The organism is Paraburkholderia sp. GV068 (assembly GCF_003058125.1).
Taxonomy (GTDB): domain Bacteria; phylum Pseudomonadota; class Gammaproteobacteria; order Burkholderiales; family Burkholderiaceae; genus Paraburkholderia; species Paraburkholderia graminis.
Window position 1 is genome coordinate 65,894 of the sequence record NZ_QBUB01000014.1, and the last position, 21,320, is coordinate 87,213.

General features: G+C 64.8%; 24 protein-coding genes. 7 read left to right on the forward strand and 17 right to left on the reverse strand.

Annotation, left to right across the window (positions count from 1 at the left end; translation table 11 throughout):
* Positions 1-165 precede the first annotated feature (165 nt).
* Positions 166-936, forward strand: coding sequence for a DeoR/GlpR family DNA-binding transcription regulator (locus C8K18_RS25320; RefSeq protein ID WP_006048102.1), 771 nt, complete (start codon positions 166-168; stop codon positions 934-936).
* Between the two features lie 45 nt (positions 937-981).
* On the opposite strand, the gene C8K18_RS25325 is transcribed toward C8K18_RS25320, so the two are convergent.
* Entirely contained in the window at positions 982-2,649 is a 1,668-nt protein-coding gene (locus C8K18_RS25325) for a Na/Pi cotransporter family protein (protein WP_006048103.1), read from the reverse strand.
* 234 nt (positions 2,650-2,883) lie between these two features.
* On the opposite strand from C8K18_RS25325, the gene C8K18_RS25330 reads away from it, so the two are divergent.
* Positions 2,884-3,567, forward strand: a complete 684-nt coding sequence (locus C8K18_RS25330; RefSeq protein ID WP_006048104.1) for an HAD family phosphatase — start codon at positions 2,884-2,886, stop codon at positions 3,565-3,567.
* Between the two features lie 40 nt (positions 3,568-3,607).
* Here C8K18_RS25330 and C8K18_RS25335 read toward each other — a convergent pair whose 3' ends face one another.
* The 3 genes from C8K18_RS25335 to tauA are packed head-to-tail and all read right to left on the reverse strand — an operon-like array spanning position 3,608 to position 6,335.
* Positions 3,608-4,477 carry an ABC transporter permease subunit gene (locus C8K18_RS25335; protein ID WP_006048105.1) on the reverse strand — a complete coding sequence of 290 codons (870 nt, stop codon included), beginning with the start codon at positions 4,475-4,477 and terminating at the stop codon, positions 3,608-3,610.
* Positions 4,474-5,271, reverse strand: a complete 798-nt coding sequence (locus C8K18_RS25340; RefSeq protein ID WP_107709273.1) for a taurine ABC transporter ATP-binding protein — start codon at positions 5,269-5,271, stop codon at positions 4,474-4,476. The genes C8K18_RS25335 and C8K18_RS25340 overlap by 4 nt, the downstream gene beginning before the upstream one ends.
* 41 nt (positions 5,272-5,312) lie before the next feature.
* Positions 5,313-6,335, reverse strand: coding sequence for a taurine ABC transporter substrate-binding protein (tauA, locus tag C8K18_RS25345; RefSeq protein ID WP_107709356.1), 1,023 nt, complete (start codon positions 6,333-6,335; stop codon positions 5,313-5,315).
* Between the two features lie 276 nt (positions 6,336-6,611).
* Between tauA and C8K18_RS25350 the strand changes: the two genes are divergently transcribed.
* A complete protein-coding gene (locus C8K18_RS25350; RefSeq protein ID WP_006048108.1) occupies positions 6,612-7,058 on the forward strand; it encodes a hypothetical protein in 447 nt (148 codons plus the stop codon).
* A 54-nt stretch (positions 7,059-7,112) separates the two neighbouring features.
* A complete protein-coding gene (locus tag C8K18_RS33835; RefSeq protein WP_006048109.1) occupies positions 7,113-7,247 on the forward strand; it encodes a hypothetical protein in 135 nt (44 codons plus the stop codon).
* Between the two features lie 122 nt (positions 7,248-7,369).
* On the opposite strand, the gene lipA is transcribed toward C8K18_RS33835, so the two are convergent.
* The 3 genes from lipA to C8K18_RS25365 form a co-directional block, all read right to left on the reverse strand.
* Entirely contained in the window at positions 7,370-8,377 is a 1,008-nt protein-coding gene (gene lipA / locus C8K18_RS25355; protein ID WP_107709271.1) for a lipoyl synthase, read from the reverse strand.
* 13 nt (positions 8,378-8,390) lie between these two features.
* Positions 8,391-9,116: a lipoyl(octanoyl) transferase LipB gene (gene lipB / locus C8K18_RS25360; protein ID WP_107709269.1), complete on the reverse strand. Its 726-nt coding sequence runs from the start codon at positions 9,114-9,116 to the stop codon at positions 8,391-8,393.
* A 71-nt stretch (positions 9,117-9,187) separates the two neighbouring features.
* Positions 9,188-9,514, reverse strand: a complete 327-nt coding sequence (locus C8K18_RS25365; RefSeq protein WP_029969638.1) for a DUF2917 domain-containing protein — start codon at positions 9,512-9,514, stop codon at positions 9,188-9,190.
* A 98-nt stretch (positions 9,515-9,612) separates the two neighbouring features.
* On the opposite strand from C8K18_RS25365, the gene C8K18_RS25370 reads away from it, so the two are divergent.
* The gene (locus C8K18_RS25370; protein WP_006048113.1) at positions 9,613-10,629 is read left to right on the forward strand and encodes a transcriptional regulator GcvA; all 1,017 of its coding nucleotides are present in this window, start codon (positions 9,613-9,615) and stop codon (positions 10,627-10,629) included.
* Positions 10,630-10,654: 25 nt separating this feature from the next.
* On the opposite strand, the gene C8K18_RS25375 is transcribed toward C8K18_RS25370, so the two are convergent.
* The 10 genes from C8K18_RS25375 to C8K18_RS25420 all read right to left on the reverse strand — a co-directional run bounded on the left by C8K18_RS25375 (position 10,655) and on the right by C8K18_RS25420 (position 19,469).
* Positions 10,655-10,924, reverse strand: coding sequence for a DUF493 family protein (locus C8K18_RS25375; RefSeq protein WP_006048114.1), 270 nt, complete (start codon positions 10,922-10,924; stop codon positions 10,655-10,657).
* 17 nt (positions 10,925-10,941) lie between these two features.
* The gene (locus C8K18_RS25380; RefSeq protein WP_107709267.1) at positions 10,942-11,847 is read right to left on the reverse strand and encodes a D-amino acid aminotransferase; all 906 of its coding nucleotides are present in this window, start codon (positions 11,845-11,847) and stop codon (positions 10,942-10,944) included.
* 13 nt (positions 11,848-11,860) lie between these two features.
* Entirely contained in the window at positions 11,861-13,090 is a 1,230-nt protein-coding gene (locus C8K18_RS25385) for a D-alanyl-D-alanine carboxypeptidase family protein (RefSeq protein WP_006048116.1), read from the reverse strand.
* Positions 13,091-13,423: 333 nt separating this feature from the next.
* Entirely contained in the window at positions 13,424-14,068 is a 645-nt protein-coding gene (locus C8K18_RS25390) for an alpha/beta hydrolase (protein WP_006048117.1), read from the reverse strand.
* 8 nt (positions 14,069-14,076) lie between these two features.
* Complete coding sequence (locus C8K18_RS25395) at positions 14,077-14,400, reverse strand: ferredoxin (RefSeq protein WP_006048118.1); 324 nt, start codon at positions 14,398-14,400, stop codon at positions 14,077-14,079.
* A 206-nt stretch (positions 14,401-14,606) separates the two neighbouring features.
* Positions 14,607-15,764, reverse strand: coding sequence for a VanZ family protein (locus C8K18_RS25400; protein ID WP_029969634.1), 1,158 nt, complete (start codon positions 15,762-15,764; stop codon positions 14,607-14,609).
* Between the two features lie 31 nt (positions 15,765-15,795).
* Positions 15,796-16,437, reverse strand: a complete 642-nt coding sequence (locus tag C8K18_RS25405) for an ABC-type transport auxiliary lipoprotein family protein (protein ID WP_006048120.1) — start codon at positions 16,435-16,437, stop codon at positions 15,796-15,798.
* 30 nt (positions 16,438-16,467) lie between these two features.
* Positions 16,468-17,430, reverse strand: a complete 963-nt coding sequence (locus tag C8K18_RS25410) for an MlaD family protein (RefSeq protein WP_029969632.1) — start codon at positions 17,428-17,430, stop codon at positions 16,468-16,470.
* Positions 17,431-17,460: 30 nt separating this feature from the next.
* Positions 17,461-18,339, reverse strand: a complete 879-nt coding sequence (locus C8K18_RS25415) for an ABC transporter ATP-binding protein (protein ID WP_107709265.1) — start codon at positions 18,337-18,339, stop codon at positions 17,461-17,463.
* The gene (locus C8K18_RS25420) at positions 18,336-19,469 is read right to left on the reverse strand and encodes an ABC transporter permease (protein WP_029969629.1); all 1,134 of its coding nucleotides are present in this window, start codon (positions 19,467-19,469) and stop codon (positions 18,336-18,338) included. Before C8K18_RS25420 ends, C8K18_RS25415 begins: the two co-directional genes overlap by 4 nt.
* A gap of 106 nt (positions 19,470-19,575) precedes the next feature.
* Between C8K18_RS25420 and C8K18_RS25425 the strand changes: the two genes are divergently transcribed.
* Both C8K18_RS25425 and C8K18_RS25430 read left to right on the forward strand, forming a co-directional pair.
* Positions 19,576-20,493, forward strand: coding sequence for a biotin--[acetyl-CoA-carboxylase] ligase (locus C8K18_RS25425; protein ID WP_006048125.1), 918 nt, complete (start codon positions 19,576-19,578; stop codon positions 20,491-20,493).
* On the forward strand, positions 20,490-21,299 hold the full coding sequence (locus C8K18_RS25430) for a type III pantothenate kinase (RefSeq protein WP_107709263.1): 810 nt from the start codon (positions 20,490-20,492) through the stop codon (positions 21,297-21,299). The genes C8K18_RS25425 and C8K18_RS25430 overlap by 4 nt, the downstream gene beginning before the upstream one ends.
* Positions 21,300-21,320: the final 21 nt, after the last annotated feature.

Below are 21,320 nucleotides of genomic sequence, written 5' to 3' on the forward strand. Positions count from 1 at the left end.
ATTTGCGAAGGCTAAAGTCAAATACACAAACTTGCAAGCTACCAAAAAAATACAACACAATCCGGCTGAAGTAGTACGCTTGACATCGTCTCGACACACATTCATGTCCACGATGTCGTCAGTCGAAACACGTTGTGCGAGCGCCTTCGCATCCAAGGAAAATGCATGTGGCAGGAAGACCGTCATCAGAGAATACGCGCGTTATTGTCGACGCTCCATAGAGTGTCGACCGAACGGATCATGGCGGACCTGGGCGTGTCGCGCGAAACCGTGCGGCGCGATCTGCTCGATCTCGAAGCGCTCGGTGAACTGCGGCGTGTGCATGGCGGCGCGATCAAGCCGGCCGACGAAGCGCCGATCGCCGAGCGCGCCCACATGCGCGTCAAATCGAAAACGGCCATTGCCAAAGCGGCAATCGGGTTGATTGCGAGCGGCCAGACGCTTTTTATCGACGCGGGCACGACCACCGCCGCGCTCGCCGAAGAACTGGCGAAGCTCGCGAATCTGACCATCGTCACAAATTCAATCGACGTCGCGTTGAAAATGCGCGGCGCGGCCGAGCAGTCGGAAGCCGGCAACGAAGTGATTCTGCTCGGCGGCACGATCAGCGACCGCGCAATGGCGACCACCGGCGCGACCACCGTGCTCGACATTCAGCGGTATCGCGCGGACCTCGCGCTGCTGTCGCCGGTCGGCATCGACCACCGGCATGGCGCGACCAACTACGATCATGCGGAAACCGAAGTGGCGCGCGCGATGGTCGCGAATGCGGACCGCGTGGTGATCCTCGCCGACTACAGCAAGATCGGGCAGCGCAGCCGGATTTCGTATTGCCCCGTTGAGCAGATCGACGTGCTCGTCACCAATAAGAAGGCCGCGGATGCGGCTGATTTCGGTGCGCTGAAAAAGAAGCTGGAAGAAGTGGTGCTGGCGTGAAGCGCGGAGCGTGAAGCTTCACGCGCATTGCCGCGCTTCGCGGAATCATTCCTTCACATGCATGGTATCGAGCACACGCTTGCGCAAGCGCGTGTCGTGCAGCGCGCCCGCGGCATCCAGAACCGGATAAGCCGTCGAGCAAAACAGCGAATTGAGCCGCTTCATGTCGCTGATCAGATCGAGATGCAGCGCGCTGGTTTCGATGCTGCGCAGCGTCTGCCCGGCGAGTCGATCCAGATGCCGGTACGAATACGCGCGCTCCAGATCGCGAAAGCGCTCTTTCTCCGCGAGAAGCCGCTCGGCGCAACGCAGATCGTTATTAAGGAACACTGACAGGCCAAGCTGCAGATTGCTGACGAGCCGCGTCTGCAAATCGTCCAGTTCGCCGAGCCCTTCTTCGGAAAACGACAGCCGGTGCGCGATCTTTTTCTCTTCGATGTCGCCCACGATCCGCTCGATAATGTCGCCCGCGTGCTCGAGGTTGATGGTCAGCGAAATGATGTCGGTCCAACGGCGGCTATCGGCTTCGTCAAGCTGCTCGCGTGAAATCAGCGTGAGGTAGTTCTTGACCGCGGCGTACAGTTCGTCGACGTCGTCGTCCATACGAACCGTTTCGCGCGCCTTGTCGAGACGGTTGTGATGAATCAGCTCGGCCACATTGTCGAGCATGGTCCGCACGATGTCGCCGATACGCAGCACTTCGCGCGCGGCATTCGCAAGCGCGAGCGTCGGCGTGGACAGCGCGGCTGCATCGAGATGCAGTGGCCGCAGTTCGCCGTTCGGCATGGGCCGGTCGGGCAGCACTCGCTCGCAGATACGGGCGACCGGATCGATCAACGACAGGCATACGCCGCAGCGCAGCGCGTTGTAGATCAGGTGAAAGCCGACCGTGGCTTCGCGTGGATTGGCGATCAGCATCGGCAGCCAGCGCGCGAGCAAGGACGCGAACGGCAGGATCAGCAACGCGCCCGCGAGCTTGAACGTGAAGCTGCCGAGCGCAAGACGCCGCGCCGCCGAATTCTGCGCGGCCGCGCCGAGCAAGGCGACGAGACCGCTGCCGAGATTCGCGCCGATCACAAGGCACAGCGCCACCTTCAACGAGATCACGCCGGACGACGCTAGCGTCGCCGTGAGCAGCACCGCTGCCAGGCTCGAGTACGACAGGACGGCGAACGCGGCGCCCACCAGCGCGTCGAGCATCGTGTCGCCCGTCAATGCGCCGAACATCACGCGCACGCCGGCGCCTTGCATCATCGGCTGCGCGGCCTCGACGATCAGATGCAGCGCGAGCAGGATCAACCCGAGACCGATCAGCGTACGGCCGACCTGGCCGGCGCGTGTTTGCTTGCGCGACAGAAAGAGCGGCACGCCGAACAGGATAAGGATGGGCGACAACCACGAGAGATCGAGTGTGAGAACCCGCGCCATTAGCGCCGTGCCGACGTCGGCGCCGAGCATGATGGCGAGCCCGCTGGTGAGCGGCAAGAGCCCTTGCGCCGCGAACGACATGAGGATGACCGCGGTCGCGTTGCTGCTCTGTACGAGACTGGTGACGCCGACGCCGGACAGAAACGCGCGCCAGCGGTTGCGCGTGCTGCGCCCGAGCACGCCGCGCAGATCGGCGCCCAGCACGCGAAGGATGCCCGTGCGCACGATATGCGAGCCCCACACGAGCAGTGCCACGCCTGCGAGAAGGTTAAGGAGAATCAACATAAGGCACTGCGCACTCGTTCTCTGCTGCCGTAACCGGAACCGCATGCCGCGCACGGCATCCGGGGCGTATGACAGTAGTGTTGCACATTTTTGCCTTATTGTAATTTTGTGCTTTTAAATATACGCTCGCGCAACGATGTCGAGCGCGGCGTGGCCGCTTTTTGCTGCGCACGTCGTGCTCATATCAACCGTATGCCGCTAACGCTTTGGCCACCTGATGACGAGGACAACCGGATGAGCCGCAATCTCGCGCTGTTCGACCTGGACCATACGCTGCTGCCGCTCGACAGCGATCAGGCATGGGCGCACTTTGTCGCCGGACTCGGAATAGAAGGCGCGGCGCGGCATGCGCAGGACATCGACGAGTATTACCGGCAATACGTGGCCGGCACGCTCGACATGGCGGCCTATCTGGAGCGCACGCTGGCGCCGCTCGCTCGCCATTCGCGCGAGCAACTCGACCTTTGGCACGCGCGCTTCATGCAGGAGGTGATCGCGCCCGCCATCCTGCCGGCCGCGCGCGAGCTCGTGCAACGTCACAGGGACGCGGGCGATCTGTGCTGCATCGTCACCGCGACGAATGTGTTCGTGACCGCGCCGATCGGCAAGGCGCTCGGCTTCGAGCATCTGCTTGGAATCGAGCTTGGCACCGAGGGCGGCGATCCGCTCGCGCGCTTCACGGGCGCGTCGGTCGGCATTCCGACTTTCCGCGAAGGCAAAATCACACGCACCGAGAACTGGCTGGCGTCGCTCGGTCACTGTTTGCAGGACTTTCCGCAAAGCTGGTTTTATAGCGATTCGATCAACGACGTTCCGTTGCTCGAACGCGTCACGCATCCTGTCGCGACGAATCCCGATGCGCGCTTGCGTGCGATCGCGAACGAGCGGGGTTGGCCGGTGATTGAGCTTTTTGCATAGCGCACGCGGTGGCGCGCCGTTCAACGCATATGCGGGGTTGTTAAGCCCGGCCCTTCCACGGCACGAGCCACCGCTCAAGCGCGCGCATGCCCAGGTCGAACACCCACGCGATCAAGCCGATCAGCACGATGCCCATCACCACGACATCGGTGCGCAGAAAGCTCGACGCGTTGAGCACCATCTGACCGAGCCCGGCGGTGGCCGCGACCATTTCGGCGGCAACCAGCGTCGTCCAGCCGAAGCCGATTGCAATCCGCAGACCGGTCAGAATCTCCGGCAGCGCAGCCGGCAATACAACGTGACGCACGACCTGACCGAAGCTGCCGCCGAGCGAATACGCCGCATGAATCTGCTCGGTCGTCGCACTGCGCACGCCGGCGCGCGCCGCCATCGCGATCGGTGCGAAGCAGGCAAGATAGATGACGACGATCTTCGCCGTTTCGTCGATACCAAACCAGATCACGACCAGCGGCAAATAAGCGAGTGGAGGAAGCGGTCGATAAAACTCGAGCGGCGGATCGAGCAGACCGCGCGCGACGCGGCTCACGCCCATCAGAATGCCGACCGGCACCGCGGTAAGCGCAGCCAGTGCGAACGCGCCGAACACGCGCAGCGCACTCCACGCGAGATGCTGCGCGAGCGGCAAGCCGCCCTGAATGTGTCCGCGCGATGCATCGACGAAAGCCGCCCACACGGCTTCCGGTGTCGGCAGAAAGAGCGGAGGCAGCCAGTGCAGATGCGTGGCCACCCACCAGAGCGCCGCGAGCCCCGCCACCGACGCCGCGCTAAGCGCGGCAGTCGGCCCTTCGCCCGGCAGACGCCAGGCTTTCGGCGGCCGCGTTCGACGCCGCTCGCCTTGCGCGGCGTCGGCCAGCCGCACATCGGCCAATGAGTCGCGCGAAGCCGTCATAGACTCACCTCTTCCTCGTTGCGCCGATGCAGGTGCCGCACCAGCCGCTCGCGCCATTCGATGAATTCCGCCGACGACTTGACCGCGCGCGCATCGCGCGTCTTCAGAAAGCGCCGCGCGAACGGCAACTCGTAGCTCTCGGCGATGCGGCCGGGACCCGGCGTCATCACGACAAGACGCGTCGCGAGAAAAAGCGCTTCCTCGACGCTGTGCGTGATGAAGAACACCGTCTTGTGCGTGCGCCCCCACACGTCCAGCACGAGTTCCTGCATCGACTCGCGCGTCATGGCGTCGAGCGCGCCCATCGGTTCGTCCATCAGCAGCACTTGCGGATCGCTCGCCAGCGCGCGAGCAATGCCCACGCGCTGCTGCATGCCGCCGGAGAGCGCGTGAACGCGCGAATGCGCGTGCTTCTCGAGCCCGACCAACGCAAGCATGTCACGCGCGACGCGCTCGCGCTCCGCCTTCGGCACGCGCTGAAAACGCAGACCGAGCGCGACGTTGTCGAGCACGTCAAGCCACGGCATCAGCGCGTACTTCTGAAAGACCACGCCTCGATCCACGCCGGGTCCGACGACGCGCTCGCCGTTTAACCGCACCTCGCCTTGCGTCGGCGAAACGAAGCCGGCGATGCAGTTCAGCAAGGTCGTCTTGCCGCAACCGGACGCGCCCAATGCAACGACGAACTCGCCGCTTTCGATATGCAGATCGACGTCGTCGAGCGCGAGTTGCGGCGCCGCGCCGCGCGCGCCTTCGTAGGCGACGCGCAATCGGCGGATTTCAAGAGCGCTCATCGGCGGACCTCGTCATGCTCACGTGAAGCCTCATGCGGCGGTCATTGCGCCGCGCGCTGCACGAACCGCGGATCGACGCCAGCCGAATAATCGGCCAGCACGTTCTGAATCGTGCCCTGCGTTTTCAGGAACGCAGCCGTTGCCGCAAGCGACTTCGCCGCGCCCGATTGCGCGCCGCCGCCAAGCCACGCATTCGACGCCTGCTGCGCCGGCGTCGGGAACGCATAGAGCGCGAGGCTCGCCGGCACTTCCTGCGCGTTCGCGCCGGACTCTTTGGCGACGGCCTGGACTTGCGGCGAGGCCGCGGTCCACGCCGATGTGTGATCGCGATAACTCGCGTCGTTGGCGGCCAGCACCTTCACGAAGCGCGCCACGAACTCCGCGTTGTCCTTCGCGAACTTGCGATCGACGACGAATCCGTCGAACGTCGCCTTGCCGGTTTGCTGCGCGATCTGGCCCGAAGTAATGAGCACCTTGCCGTTCTTCTTGACCTTCGCGAGCACCGGGTCCCAGATATACGTTGCGTCGATGTCGCCACGCTCCCACGCGGCCGCGACTTCAGGCGGACGGAGATTGACGATCTTCACATCCGACGGATTCACGCCCGCGCTTTGCAGCGCCACGAGCGTATGAAAATGCGATGTCGACACGAACGGCACGCCGATTTTCTTGCCCTTCAGTGCGGCGATGCTCGCGACGTTCGAGCCGTCGCGCGCGACGAGCGCTTCGGCGTCGTTGATGTTGTCCAGAATCCAGAACAACGAAATGTCGACACCTTGCGACAAGCCCGCCGCGATCGGGCTCGATCCGGCCTCGCCCAGTTGCACCGAGCCTGAGGCGAGCGCGCGAATCACGTCGGCGCCGCTGCCGAGTTTGCGATACGTGACCTTGTAGCCCGTCGCCTTTTCGACTTCACCCGTTGCCTGCGCGTAGCGCCACGGCACCACCATGTCCTGATACGCAATCACGACTTCTTTGGCGTCGGCGCGCGCGGTGGAAGCGAACAGCGCGGACAGGGCGAGCAGCGTCGCAAACGCGGCGAGCGGACGGCGGAGACAGTTCATCAAAAGCCCCTTGTAGCGGATGTTGTCTGGGAGGCTTTCGACTATAGGGAGTTTGCCCTTATGCGGTTCTAACAAATCCGCGATTGCAAATCACGCTGTTCGAGCATTGCTTTTCACGTTGCGTTGGTTGCGAGCCGCTGCTCGAACGCTCAGTGCGCCGGCTTCCACACATGATGCGCGATTGCGATGCCTTAAAACAAGCTGGCCATTCGGCTGATTGACGCTTGTAGGATGCGTTCGGGATGATGCGTGCATCTCCATCGCCTGACCTCTTTCATGATCGAATTTCTTAGCCGCTCGAGCTGGCTCTTTTTCAATATCGGCGTGCCCGCGCTGGGTCCGATTGCGCTGCTGCCGCTTCTCAGTTTCTCGCGTTCGTATCGACAGACGTCGAAGGGAATTGCCGTCCGATCGATACGCGACGGACAGCTCTTATGGGTCGTCATTTCGATGTGCGCAAGCGCCTGCTACGAGATAGGATGCGCGCTAGGCGACGCCCCCACTCGCGGCACACTTGCGCTGATGCTGGCGGGCTTGTTGTGGTACGTCGGCTTTATCGTCGTCGCGTCGATTCTGGTTTCGTTCGGCGCGGCGGATTCCACACGCCGCCCTGGCTATCGGCGCCGTGACGGCAAGCAGGAAGGAACGCTGATGTGGCCGTCACTCGTCATGACCGCTGTGGTCGCCGCGTCGTTCGCCGCATCTCATTATTCGTTAACCTAACTAAATTTAACGTGATCAGATATACTTTTTGCTCACGCTTACCGGAGAACTCACATGCCCAATCTCATCGACTACGTCATCGAAAATCCGGCTGTGCGCGACCGCTTTATCGCATTCACGATCCCGTTTTCGATAGTCGGCGGCACGCTCGCATCCGTTTGCATGTTGCTCGCGCGGTACTACCGGTAGCGCGCCGCAGTCGCCGCGCTCGCGGGTCGGCGTTTCGCATGTTGCATTTTGCCTACCGCGAATAAAAATGCCCGCAACATGTGCGGGCATTCTTCAAACCGGCGGAGCAAAGCGCGAGGCGCTTACACCACGCCGGCTCCATGCGCCTGCAAATCGGCGTGGTAGCTGGAGCGCACCATCGCGCCCACTGCTGCGTGCGTGAAGCCCATCTTGTACGCCTCTTCCTCGTACATCTTAAAGGTATCCGGGTGCACATAAGAACGCACCGGCAGATGGTGTTCGGAAGGCTGCAAATACTGACCGATGGTGAGCATGTCCACGTCGTGCTCGCGCAGATCGCGCATGACTTGCAAGATCTCTTCTTCGGTTTCGCCGAGGCCCACCATCAGACCTGACTTGGTTGCGACGTCCGGATGCAGTGCCTTGAAGTCCTTGAGCAGCTTCAGCGAATGCGCGTAGTCCGAACCCGGCCGGGCTTCCTTATACAGACGCGGCACGGTCTCGAGGTTGTGATTCATCACGTCGGGCGGAGCGGCGTTCAGAATGCCGAGCGCGCGGTCCAGACGTCCACGGAAATCCGGTGTCAAAATTTCGATGCGCGTGTCAGGCGACAGCTCGCGCGTCTGACGGATACATTCCACGAAGTGCGCCGCGCCGCCGTCGCGCAGATCGTCGCGATCCACGCTGGTGATCACGACGTACTTGAGCTTCAACGCGGCGATGGTGCGCGCCAGGTTCGCCGGTTCTTCAGCATCGAGCGGATCGGGACGGCCGTGTCCGACGTCGCAGAACGGGCAGCGCCGCGTGCACTTGTCGCCCATGATCATGAAGGTCGCGGTGCCCTTGCCGAAGCATTCGCCGATATTCGGGCAGCTCGCTTCCTCGCACACCGTATGCAAATTGTGCTCGCGCAAGATCTGCTTGATTTCGTAGAAGCGCGAGTTGCCGGTTGCCGCTTTGACGCGAATCCAGTCCGGCTTCTTGAGCTTTTCAATCGGAACAATCTTGATGGGAATACGGGCGGTTTTGGCTTGAGCTTTCTGCTTCGCCGTGGCGTCGTAAGCAGCGGCGGATGCCGGCACGCCTTCGGGCGCGGGAGAAGCTGCGAGGTTCGCGGTAACGTCAGTCATTCGTTCGATCCAGTCAGGCGGTGAGCGCACCGGCCTGCGGTTGGTCGACGGCCGCGGGACTGCCGTCGAGGTTTGCGGTGAGGCGTGCTGCAAGGGTGCGGGCCACGTCGTCCCAGCCGGCCACAACGCCGAGCGTTGCCATGTCGACTGTTTCGAGCCCCGCGTAGCCGCAAGGGTTGATGGCCAGAAACGGCCGTAAATCCATTTTCACGTTCAGGCTGACGCCGTGATAGCTGCAGCCGTTGCGGATTTTGAGGCCCAGCGCGGCAATCTTCGCGCCGGCATGCAAGCCGGCCTGCGGCCCGGGCGCGACATAAATGCCGGGCGCGCCCGCCTTGCGTTCTCCGGCGAGATTATACGCCGCAAGGGTGTCGATCACGGCCTGCTCGATCCGCGTGACCATCTCGCGAACCATCAGTTTGCGGCGCCGCAGATCGAGCAGCAGATAGGCCACCACCTGGCCTGGGCCGTGATACGTGATCTGGCCGCCGCGGTCCACTCTCACGAGCGGGATGCCGCTGTCGGCAGCCAGCAGGTGCGCGGGATCGCCGGCCTGGCCAAGCGTGAAGACGGGCGGATGTTCGACCAGCCAGATTTCGTCGGACGTGTCGGCGGTGCGCGCGTCGGTGAACGCGCGCATCGCTTCGAAACTGGCTTCGTAGAGTTCGTTGCCGCGCCAGCGCAGCGTGAGCGGCGCCGCGGCGGGCAATAGAGATGAAGAAACCGGAGAGGCGGACATGATCCCGGCAGTTTACCGAAATACGGCAATGCCCGCCCGGCGTCGCCGCGGACGCGCCGCGGCGTCCGCCGTCAAACGGTGCGCCAGCCTCCGCGCATCCGCGCCGCGAGGCGCTCGCCGATGCGCGCAAACCAGTTCAGCGCGCGCTCGTCGCAACGCGTCGGCACCGAAAACGCGACCGTCGCGCGGGGCGTGCCCTCGGCGCTCAGCCACAGCCGTTCGCCGCGCCGCAACCTGAGCGTGTGGCCGGGTTGCAGCCAGTAGTCTTCGGTATCGTCGCTGCGCGTCACCCACACCGCGCCGCCACGCACGACCAGCTTGGTGCTGCGCGCCACCTTCAGGGGCAGCGTTTCGCCGCTATGAATTTCATACGCGATGCTAGAGGATATTTCTCGCATGATGCCCTCGCCAAAAGTCGTTTCATGGCTACAATCGTAGGCGTAGCAAGGGCTTACGCAAAACGATCAATTTTCACCTCTATGTGAGAAAAATTGCGATGGAGCTGCGCCATCTTCCACCACTGAATGCGATCAAGGCCTTTGAAGCGGCCGCCCGCCACGAAAGCTTTTCGCGCGCCGCGGACGAGCTTTTCGTCACCCACGGCGCGGTCAGCCATCAGATCCGGGCGCTCGAGGCCGAGCTTGGCGTGTCGCTCTTTGCGCGCGACGGCAAGCGCGTGCGGCTCACCGAAACCGGCAGGCGCTACGCCAGCCACGTGCGCACGGCGCTCACCGCGCTGTCCGACGCCACGCGCGAAATTCGCGCCGGCGACCGCGAACGGCGGCTGGTGGTGTCGATGCTGTCGTCGTTTGCCGCGCGCTGGGTGACGCCGCGCATCGGCAGCTTTATCGAGGCGCATCCGCAGTGGGACCTGGAACTGCTGTCCACCAACGCGTTGACGGACTTCGCGCGCGACGACGTCGACGTGGCAATCCGTTTCGGCTACGGCAAATATGCGGGCCTGTATTCCGAGCTGCTGCTGGAGGAAATCTTCTTCCCGGCTTGCGCGCCGAATTTCAACGGCGGGAAGCTGCCCAAAACGCCGGCCGATCTGGCCAATCTGCCGCTGCTGCGTTCCGACGACGAACTGTGGCGTCCGTGGTTCGACGCCGCCGGGCTCACGGACTGGCCGGAGCCGAAACGCGGCGTGCTGTATCAGGATTCGTCGAATCTGTTGCAGGCGGCTATCGACGGTCAGGGCATCGCGCTCACACGCCGCTCGCTGGCGATGCACGAGATCGCCGCGGGCCGCCTCGTGCGGCTTTTCGATGTGGATGGGCCGAGCCCGTGGCAGTACTACTTCATCTGCACGCCGCAGATGCTGGAAACAGCGAGGGTGAAGGCGTTCCGGGACTGGGTGTTCGGGGAGGTGGGGCGGTTCAAGCTGCTTTTCGACCAGGTCTGCGAGGCCGGGCCGGCGGCGCGTGTCGCAAGCAAGAGCGCTGAAGATGCCGCAAACGCAACAAGCACCGGCGGGACGGCGAACGCGAACGCATTGCGCGTCGCGCCCTAACGCGGCACAAACCGGCGCGTAAAAGTTAAAGCACCACCTTGACCATCGGATGTCCGGTCAGCGCGCGATAAATGTCGTCAAGCTGCGTGCGGCTGATCGCACGCACGGTCACCGTCAGTCCGGTGTAGTTGCCGCCGCTCGACGGACGCGTTTCGACGCGCGATGCGTCGACTTCGCTATCGAACTGCCGGACCACCGAGACGATCGTCTCGGCGAACTCGGGATGCGATTTACCCATGATCTTGATCGGGAAATCGCACGGATACTCAATAAGTGATTCTTCCGCCGGATTCATGGCTTGCTCCTTGCCGCTCACGCCTGTTCTGCCTTGGCTCGCTGATACGCCGCATACAGCGCCGCAAACACCGCGCCCGGCTTGCCGTCGCCGACCGGCTTGCCGTCGAGCTGCGTGACGGGCAGCACTTCCTTGGTCGCGGAACTGATCAGGATTTCGTCCGCGGCGCGCACCTCGGCTTCGGCGATCTCGCGCACTTCGAAGCGAATGCCGCATTGCGCCGCGAGTTCCTCGATCAGCCCATAACGGATGCCTTCGAGAATCTTGTGGCTGCGCGGCGGCGCGGCCAGCACGCCATTCTTCACCACCCACACATTCGACGACGACCCTTCGGTCAGCACGCCATCGCGGAACTGGATGGTTTCGAGCGCATCGTTTTCGGCCGCGTATTGCGCCATCAGCACATTGCCGAGGAGCGACACGGACTTGATGTCGCAATGAAGCCAGCGGCGATCCTCGGCGCTCACGCAGCGCACGCCCGCCGCGCGCTGTGCTGCGCCCGGCAGAGTGAGCGGCGTGACCATCACGAACACCGTCGGCTGGATGCCTGCGGGAAACGCGTGAGCGCGCTTCGCGACGCCGCGCGTGATCTGGATGTACGCAATCGCGTCCTGGTCGGCGGCGAGGCCGGCCTCGGCTTCGTTCGCCGCGGTCACGCGCTCGATCAGCGCGCGCCAGCCGGCATTGTCCAACGGATTGGCGACGCCGATCTTCTCGAGCGAACGCGCAAGGCGCGCCAGGTGATGCTCGAAGCGGAACGCCAAGCGGCCGCTCGCGCGCGCATACAGCGGCGCGACTTCGTAAATGCCGTCGCCGAAAATAAAGCCGCGGTCGAGAACCGGCACGCGCGCTTCGGACAACGGCACCACTTCGCCGTTCAGATAAACGATCGGTTCGAGCGAAACATCGGGAAGAGCGGTCATCGCAGTCAGGTCTTTACTTTTTCTTGTTGAACATGAGCATCAGCGAATCCCACACGCGGCCCACCACGCCGGCCTGCGGCACGGCCTGCAATGCGACCACCGGGAATTGCGCGAGCACCTTGCCGTCGGCAACCAGCTTGGCGGTGCCGACCTGCTGACCGTTGGCGATCGGCGCGATCAGCGGATCGATCTGCTCGATCTGCGGCTTGACCTTGTCGGCCATGCCCTTCGGCACGGTGATGTACTGATCGCTCTTCACGCCGATCTGCACCGTATCCTGCGCACCCTTGTAGACGCGCGGCGTGCCGACCACCTGATTCGCCTTGTAGAGGCGCGCCGTGTCGTACGCGGAGTAGCCGTAGTTCAGCATCTTCAGGCTGTCCTGCACGCGGTCGTGTTCCTTGGTCTCGCCCATCATCACGGAGACGAGCCGGCGCGATGCGTCCGGCGTGCCCGGCAGCGAACGTTTCGCGCTTGCGATGAGGCAGTAGCCGGCGGCCTGCGTGTGGCCGGTCTTCAGGCCGTCCACTGTCGGGTCGATCCACAAGAGACGATTGCGGTTCGGCTGCTTGATCTTGTTGTACGTGAAATCCTTGACTGAGAAGATGTTGTAGTAGTCAGGGAAGTCGCGAATCAGACGCGCCGACAGCACCGCGAGGTCGCCCGCGGTCGTGTAGTGCTGCGGGTCGGGCATGCCGTTCACGTCGGCGAAATGCGTGTGCTTCATGCCGAGGCGCTGCGCCTCGGTGTTCATCATGTTGACGAACTGCGACTCGCTGCCGCCGACCAGTTCGGCCAGCGCGATGGCTGCGTCGTTGCCCGACTGCACGATCATGCCGTACACCAGATCGTGCACAGTGACGGGCTTGTTCGCCTCGATGAACATGCGCGATTCGTCCGTGCGCACGCGGCGCACTGCTTCGCCCGGCGTCACCGTCTGGTCCATCGTGATCTTTTTCGTCTGCAATGCTTCGAAGACGAGATACGCGGTCATCAGCTTCGTGAGCGAAGCGGGTTCCACGCGTTCGTCGGGATTGCCCGACGCGAGCACCTGATTGCTGGTCGCGTCGACGAGCACCCATGAGCGCGCGTTCACCGCCGGCGGCGGCACTTGCGCGAACGCGGTGCTGGCCACGAGCGTTGCGGGCAGCACGACGCCGAGCGCGAATGCGCGGGCTGGCGTGGAAGGAACAAAGGATGCAACAGAGGGGAAAGACAGGCGGCCGGAGGTCGAAAAACGCATAAGGTCGGTTCGTGCAGAAAAATACAACGCGCAGGGCGCAGAGTGGGAAGAGCCGGTCGGCGAGCGTCGGGCCGCAACAACATCAAGCGTAACGGCGCGGGCGCCCATTGGACTTCCGGCCACGCGATCGGTTCGCGCAGCACACTTGCAGGCGGCACCGCTGCGCGCGTGAAAAGAAGCTACGCGTCGCGCGAACTGCCGCACAAGCCGTGCTGCGCCCAAAAAAGAGCGCCCATTATACGCGCGCTGCTCGGGTAACTTCGCGTAGTGGCAGGCGATTAATTGTGCGTTTTCGCGTACCTGTACCCCGGAAAACGCGCGGCGCCCGCCGCATCAACGCCATGCGTCGACGATGATCCGCTTCAGAATGTGCAGCTTGCGATGCAGGAAATGCTCCGCGCCCGGAATCACGACGACCGGCAATTCCTGCGGCCGCGCCCAGTCGTAAACCGATTGAATGGGAACGGTATCGTCGGTTTCGCCGTGAATCAGCAGCGTGTTTTCCGGCACCGGCGCGACTTCCCAGCGGCTCGCCGCGGTGCCGACGAACACCATGCGCTCGATTTGCTGGCCTTCGTCGCGCAGCTTCGCGGCCACGTGCGACAGCACGAACGTGCCGAATGAGAAACCCGCCAGCACGAGCGGCAGGTCTTCGTGTCCCGGCTGCGCGCGCATGTGATCGAGCACGGCGCGCAGATCGTCGCGCTCGCCGATGCCGGCGTCGTGTTCACCTTGCGTTTGCCCGACGCCGCGAAAATTCGAGCGATACGTCACGTAGTTCAACTGGACGAGCGTGCGCGCGAGCGTCTGCGCGACCTTGTTGTCCATCGTTCCGCCGAAGAGCGGATGCGGATGGGCGACGAGCGCAATGCCGCGCGGCGCGGCGCCGTTTTCGCGCGCTTCGTCGGGCAGGTCCAGCGCGACCTCGATCTTGCCGACCGGGCCGTCGATCAGATACTTCTTGGTGTGTACGTTCATGGCGGCGCTTATTGATCGATCTTCAGACGCTCTACGATTTTGCCGTTCGCGAGATGGGAGTCCACGATTTCGTCGATGTCGCTTTCATCCACGTACGTGTACCAGACGCCCTCCGGATAGACCACGAGCGTCGGACCCAGCTCGCAGCGGTCGAGACAGCCGGCCTTGTTGATGCGCACCTGGCCGGGCCCCGCGAGGCCGAGTTTCTTGACGCGCTTTTTTGCGTGCTCCTGCATGGCCTGCGCGTTGCAATTCGCGCAACTCGGCCGCTCCGCGCCCGGCTCGCGCTGATTCAGGCAAAAGAAGACGTGATACTTGTAGAAGGAGTCCATGATGTACGCAGAGGGAGACTGTCGGAAGGGCAATAGTGCAGCAGAACGCGGTTCGGCGCAGCGGCGCGAGGTTTTGTTCGCTGATCGTAGCGGCGGGCGGTAACTGTTGGCGTGCGGACGACCGAGAGCCTCTTGCCGACCGCCCGTAGCAAACAATTATAGCGAGCGGGCAAGCCCCACCCCGCCACACGCATCCCGCCCCGCCCTCAAGCGCGCCGAGTGCGCCGCCCCAACCACACCCGTTCGACGACAAACGCAAGCCACACCAGCGCCGCATACGGCCAGACCCACGCGAGCCAGCGCGCGAGGCCGTTGAAGTGCAGATACCGCCCTTGCCGCCAGTCGGCCAGCACGACGTCGAAATAAGGATTCACCGGCAGCAGGTTGACGAACACCAGCGTCACGACGAGCGCACTGGCGGCCAGCCCCGCCCGCGCGCTGCGCGTGAGACGCAGCGCGGCAAGCCCGAGCAGCGCGCCGCAGCCGAGCCCCGCGAGCGCGCCGGGCGTCGCCCAATCGAACGCGAGGCCGGATTGCGATTGCAGAAACGTCGCGCCCGCCTTCACGCCCAAAGCCACGACGATGAACAGCAGCAGCAGCCGCACGCGCGGCGCATGCCGGCGCACCGTCAGCGACGCGAGCGCCAGCGCGGCGAACAGATTGAGCGTCGTGATGAGCGCTTCCCAGCCGTCGTCCGGCAACCACGCGGCGACCCACGCCGGCCAGGCGCCGACGTGCCAGCCGGCCGGCGCCCATGCGAAGAGCGCGTCCTGCGTCGTCGAATCGAACCGCGTCCACAACGCACGCGGCCAGTTGCCGAGTCCGAACAGACGCGGCGACGGATACATCGTCGCAAACGGCCATGCCGTTACGAGACACGCGAGCGCCGCGCTGTCGCGCTCGAACCACATGAGCCGCAAGCGCCGCAGCAAGCCGCGGTCGAGCAGCGCGCCGGTGGCGGGCGACATGATCGCCGCGCCGAGCAGCGCGCCGAGCGCGTTGGCCGCGAGATCGAGGTTGGAAGCGACGCGCGTCGGCAGATAGGTTTGCACGGCTTCCATCACGCCCGACAGCAGTCCGCCCAGCACGAACGCGAGCGCAACCGCGAGCGGTCCGCGCCAGCGCGGGTAAAGCGCGAGCACCATCAGCGCGCCGAACGGCATATAGCCGAGCACATTCGTGACGACGTCGAACGCGGTGAGGTACTGCGGCATCGGGTCCGACAGGTACGCCAACGGACCGAGGCCGAGCGAACGCCAGCCCGAAAACGGATACCACGAACCGTAGACGATCAGCGCGGTGTACAGCACCAACGCTTGCCGCGAGAGCACCGAAGGACGGCGCAGCCAGGATCGTTCGCTCATGCAGCGCTCCGTTGCGTGCGCTGCGCGGGCGTCATTGCGCGGCGACCAGCGCCTGGACGCCGAGCCACGCGCCGATTTGCGCGACGAGGTCGTCGCTGGCGGCGGCGAGCGCCTGCGCGCCGCCGGCGGCGTCGGCGGAACGGGACGGCGCACGCGAAATGAAAGTGCGCTGGCCGATCACCTTGCCGTTCTGCGTCAGCGTGGCGCGCGCGGTCACTGCCGCATGGCTTTGCGCCTGGCTGTCGAAAACCTGCTCGAACTCGTTCAGATCGACTTTCAGCACCGGCGCCGGGACGCCGTCGGCGCCCGTCAGCACCGTGCCGCGCGAACTGAGCGCGCCGCGCAGACGCTGCGTGAGCAGCTCGGATGGCGGCATCGTCCAATGGCTGTTCGCGTACGCGGCGACCTGCTGCGAGTCCGCATAGCCGATCCGGTACACGAGCTTGTCGGAGCGCAGCACTTCGGGCGCGCTCACGTCGAGCACTTTCACGGCCGGCTGTGTTCCCGCCGACGATGCCGGCTTCGGCGGACCGAAGTCATAACGGATGTCCGACAGCGCCGCCGGCGTGCTGGTGCAGCCCGCGGCCAGCAGACCGGCGGCGACGAGCGCCGCGCACGCCGCGCCCGCACGCGTGACGCGCGAGGACAACAACCGGTGAATGGAGCGTGACATGACAATCTTCCTTTCTTCAAACCTTCAGATTCATTTCCCGGCGCCCGTGGCGGGCCACGTAAAGCCGGCCTCGCCGGGCCCAGGCGCCGCAGTCGGCGCGCCGAAGAACACGCTGCGCGGACTGGTGCTGAACGTATCGGCGGCCCGGTCGACCGAGCGCGCCGCCGAGCGCACGTCCTCGGCGAGCGAATTGACGCGCGGCAGCGTGTCGTAGCCGACTCGCGCCGACAGTTCCTGCAACGAGCCGTTCATCTGCGTCAGCGCGTCGCCGGCCTGCTGCGCGGCGGTGCCTACCTTGTTCAGGTTCATCTCGAACGGACCATCGGGGCGGTTCAAGCTCGTGATCAACTGGTTGGTCGAGACGAGCGTCCTGTCCAGCTTGTCGATGGTCGCGGGCAACTTGCCGGCCGCCGGCGCCATCTGCTGCGTGAGCGTGGCGACGCCGTCCGCGGCCTTCTGGATGCTGGCCGCCGTGCCGTGCAACTGGTCGACCATTTCCTGCGACAACAGATTGTCGACGTCGTCCGTGACTTTTTCGAGCTTCTTCAGCAGCACGTCGCCGCGTTGCTGCAACTGATCGAGCAAGCCCGGACGCATCGGCAACTGCGCAACCTGTTTCGGCGACGAAGCGAGCGGCGACGGATCGCGCCCGGTGTCGTCAAGCTGAATGAACGCAATGCCCGTCACGCCCTGAAAGCCGAGGCTGCCGAACGTGGAATGCGTGATCGGCGCATGCGTGTCGACGAGGATGCGGATCACGATCTGCCCAGGATGAGCACGGTCGAACTTGATGGACTGCACCTTGCCGACGTCGAGCCCGCGATAGCGCACGGCGGCGTCGGTAAACAGGCCCGTTACGTTGGTGCGCGCAATCAGATCGTACGGCACGCGCACGGCGCGGTCGACATTGAACAAAAATGCCGCCGTCGCAATCGCGCCGAGCAGCACGATCGTGAAGAGCCCAGCCCAGAACGCATGTGATTTGTTTTCCATTACCAGGTTCCCTGATTTACAGCGGCAATTTCACAGCGGCAATTCCGACGACGCCGGCTCGAGCGCCGCGCGCGGCAGCTTCGCACGGCGCTCGGGCGGCAGCGCCTGCAACGCGCGGCGTCCGCGCAAGCCCAGAAAATATTCGCGGATAAACGGATGATCGACGCCCGCCGCTTCTTCAACGGGCGCGGCGACCAGCACCTTGCGGTCCGCCAGCACCGCGACGCGCGTGGACAGCGCGACCATCGTATCGAGGTCGTGCGTGACCATCACGACCGTCAGGCCGAGCGCGCGATGCAGCGCCGAGATCAGTTCGACGAACTCATCGGACGCCTGGGGATCGAGCCCGGCCGTCGGCTCGTCGAGAAACAGCAGTTCCGGTTCGAGCGCGATCGCACGGGCAATGCCGACGCGCTTGATCATGCCGCCCGACAGCGCCGACGGCATTTTCGACGCGTGCTTGCACGGCAGGCCGACCATCTCGAGCTTCAGCATCACGATGTCGCGCAGCAGGTCTTCGGGCACCTTGCCGAGTTCGCGCACCGGCTGCGCGACGTTATCGAACACCGACAGCGACGAGAACAGCGCGCCTCGCTGAAACAGCATGCCGGAGCGGCTGCGCATCAGCAGCGCGGTTTCGGGCGAAATGGTCGCAAGGTCCTCGCCGAACAGCTTGATGGTTCCCGACGACGGCCGCTCCAGGCCGAGAATCTGCCGCACGAGCGTGGTCTTGCCCGATCCCGAACCGCCGACAATCGACAGGATTTCGCCGCGCCGCACGTCGAGATCCAGATGCTGATGCACGATGTTGCGGCCATAGCGCTTGGTGACGTCGATCACCTCGATCACCGGCTCGGCGATCGAAGGCATCGGCTGGCCGCGCACGGCCTGAGTGAGCGGCGCGATCATCCGAGCCCCACGTTCTGGAACAGGATGGCGAACACGGCGTCGGCGAGAATCACGATCGTGATCGACGTCACGACCGATGTCGTCGTGCCTTCGCCCAGGCTCTGCGAATTCGCCTTGATACGGAAGCCGAAATGACAGCCGGCAATCGCGATCAGCATGCCGAACGCGACGCCCTTGCCGAGCCCGATCCACAGATTCGCCACCGGCACGACGCCCGGCAACGCGCGCGCGAAGTAGCTCATGTCGATGCCGAGCACGATCTTCGCGGCGACTGCGCCGCCCGTCAGCGCGATGATGTCGGTCCACATCACGAGCAGCGGCATCGCCACGCCGAGCGCGATCACGCGCGGCAGAATCAGCCGCAAGCCGTGCGGAATGCCCATCACGCGCATCGCGTCGAGTTCCTCGGTCACGCGCATCACGCCGATCTGCGCGGTGATCGCCGAGCCCGAGCGGCCGGCCACCAGAATCGCCGACAGCACCGGGCCGAGTTCGCGAATCACCGAAAGCCCGAGAATATTGACGATGTACTGATTCGCGCCGAAGAGCCGCAGTTGCTGCGCGGACAGATAGCTCAACACGATGCCGATCAGGAACGCGACCAGCGCGGTGATCGGTAGCGCCTTCGTGCCGGCGTTGTAGATGTTCGCGGAGATTTCCGTCCACGGCGTGATGGCCGGCTTGCGCGCGATGGCGAGCAGATCGAGCACGACGCGCCCGAGCATCGCGACGCCGCCGTACAGATGCTCGAAGAACGAAAAAATCGCGAGGCCGAGCCGCGTGAACGGATCGAATCTGACGACCGGTTCAGCCGTCTCGCGAACCGTGTCGAGCAACGCGATGCGCTCGAAAATGTCGCGCTGCGTGTCGGTCAGCTCGGTGTCGGGCGGCATTCTGTGGCCCCACACGCGCCACAGCGCCTGGCCGCCCACATGGTCCATCCGGTCGATACGCGACAGGTCCCACTGGCCGATGCCTTCGGCGCCCTCCAGCGAGCGCAGTTGCGGGATCACGTGTCCGGTTGCGCGATCGCGCGCGAGCGCGAGCGCCGTCCACTGGCCCGAGAGCCGGACGATCTTGCCTTGGCTGCCGGCCGCGACTTCGAGGCCGGGCGGAGTGTCGTAGTTCAAGGATCGCTGCAATCTGGTTATCGGATTAGCGGCCATTGTAGCGAAGGCGCAGCGGAACGACCGTGCGGGCGGCCTCGCGCGGTTCGCTGTCGTTACAATATGGGACATGAACGCTTCCCGCACTCCGCCCCAAGGTCCGGCCGCTGCCGCGAACGCAGCTGACTGGCGCATCGACCGTGAACGCGCCGTCGCGCTTTTCGGCGCGCATGCGCATGACTGGCCAATCGAAATCGTCGAGGAAACCGGCTCGACCAATGCCGACCTCATGTCGCGCGTAAAGGCGCTGCCGCGCAAAGCGGGCGCGCTGCCGCGGCCGATCGTGCGGGTCGCTTATCTGCAGACCGCCGGGCGCGGCCGGCGCGGCCGTCCGTGGTACGCGGAGCCGGGCAATGCGCTGCTGTTTTCGGTGGCCTGTGTGCTGCCGCGTCCGCTCGAAGGGCTTGCGGGATTGAGCCTCGCGGTGGGTGTTGCGCTCGTCGACGGACTGCGTTCGTTGCCGGTCGCGGGCCCCGGCCAGATCGCACTGAAGTGGCCGAACGACGTACTGCTCGAAGGCGACAAGCTCGCGGGCATTCTGATCGAAACCGCGTGGAGCACGGAGCACGCGAGCGCGGTCGTGATCGGCATCGGCACGAACGTGAAGGGCGCCGACGAACTCGCCGCGAAGATCGGCGCGCTGAACGCCGACGCGCCGCCGCAGGCGCGCGGCACGGCGCCGACCGCGTTGCAGCGCGCGCTGCCGAACGCCAATCTCACCGATACGCTCGCGGCCGAACTCAATGCGCTCGAACCCGCCTTGCAGCGCTTCGGCGCGGAAGGTTTCGCGCCCTTCCAGGCGCGCTGGAACGCGGTGCACGCGTACGCGGGCCGCGAGGTCGTGCTGCTCGAGCAAGGCCAGGAAGTCACGCGCGGCGTGGCTGCGGGCGTCGATGAACGCGGTCAGTTGCTGCTCGACACGGCTGCGGGACGGCAGAGCATCGCGACCGGCGACGTGTCGCTGCGTCTCGCCGACGGTGCCGCATGACGCGCGGCGCGCCTTATCTTTTGATCGACGCGGGCAATAGCCGCGTCAAATGGGTGATGGTGGCGGCGGACGGTGCGCAGATCGCCGCCGGAGCGCTCGCCCATGGGGATGGCGATTCGCCGGAGTGGTCAACGCTGCCCGCGCCGGGCGGCGCGTGGTTATCGAATGTCGCCGGCGATGCGGTCGCGGCGCGCATCGCCGAACTCGTCCGCACGCAGTGGCCGGGCTTGCCGCTCACCACGATCCGCGCACGCGAACGCCAATGCGGCGTGACCAACAGCTACACGACGCCGCATGCGCTCGGCAGCGACCGCTGGGCCGGCATGATCGGCGCGCACGCGGCATTCCCGGGCGAGCATCTGCTGATCGCGACGTTCGGCACTGCGACCACGCTCGAGGCGTTGCGCGCGGACGGCTGCTTTGTCGGCGGACTGATTGCGCCGGGCTGGAGTTTGATGATGCGCTCGCTCGGCGAGCACACGGCGCAATTGCCGACGCTCGACGCCGACGCCGCGCGCGGCCTTCTTGATGACGACGCTCGCGGCACGCGGGACGCCGCCAGTCGCGGGCCGTCCTTTGCGACAGACACGCCGCGTTCGCTCTCTGCCGGTTGCACGCTTGCGCAAGCGGGTCTCGTCGAACGGATGTGGCGCGACTTGCAGGATGAATGGCAGGTGCCGGTGCACCTTGTGATCGGCGGCGGCGCGGCGGACGAAGTGGCGAGCGCGTTGAAAGTGCCGCATACTCGCCACGATTCGCTGGTCTTATCCGGGCTCGCATTGATCGCTTCGGAGCGCGACGCTTAAAGACGCCTGACGACGCTTAAA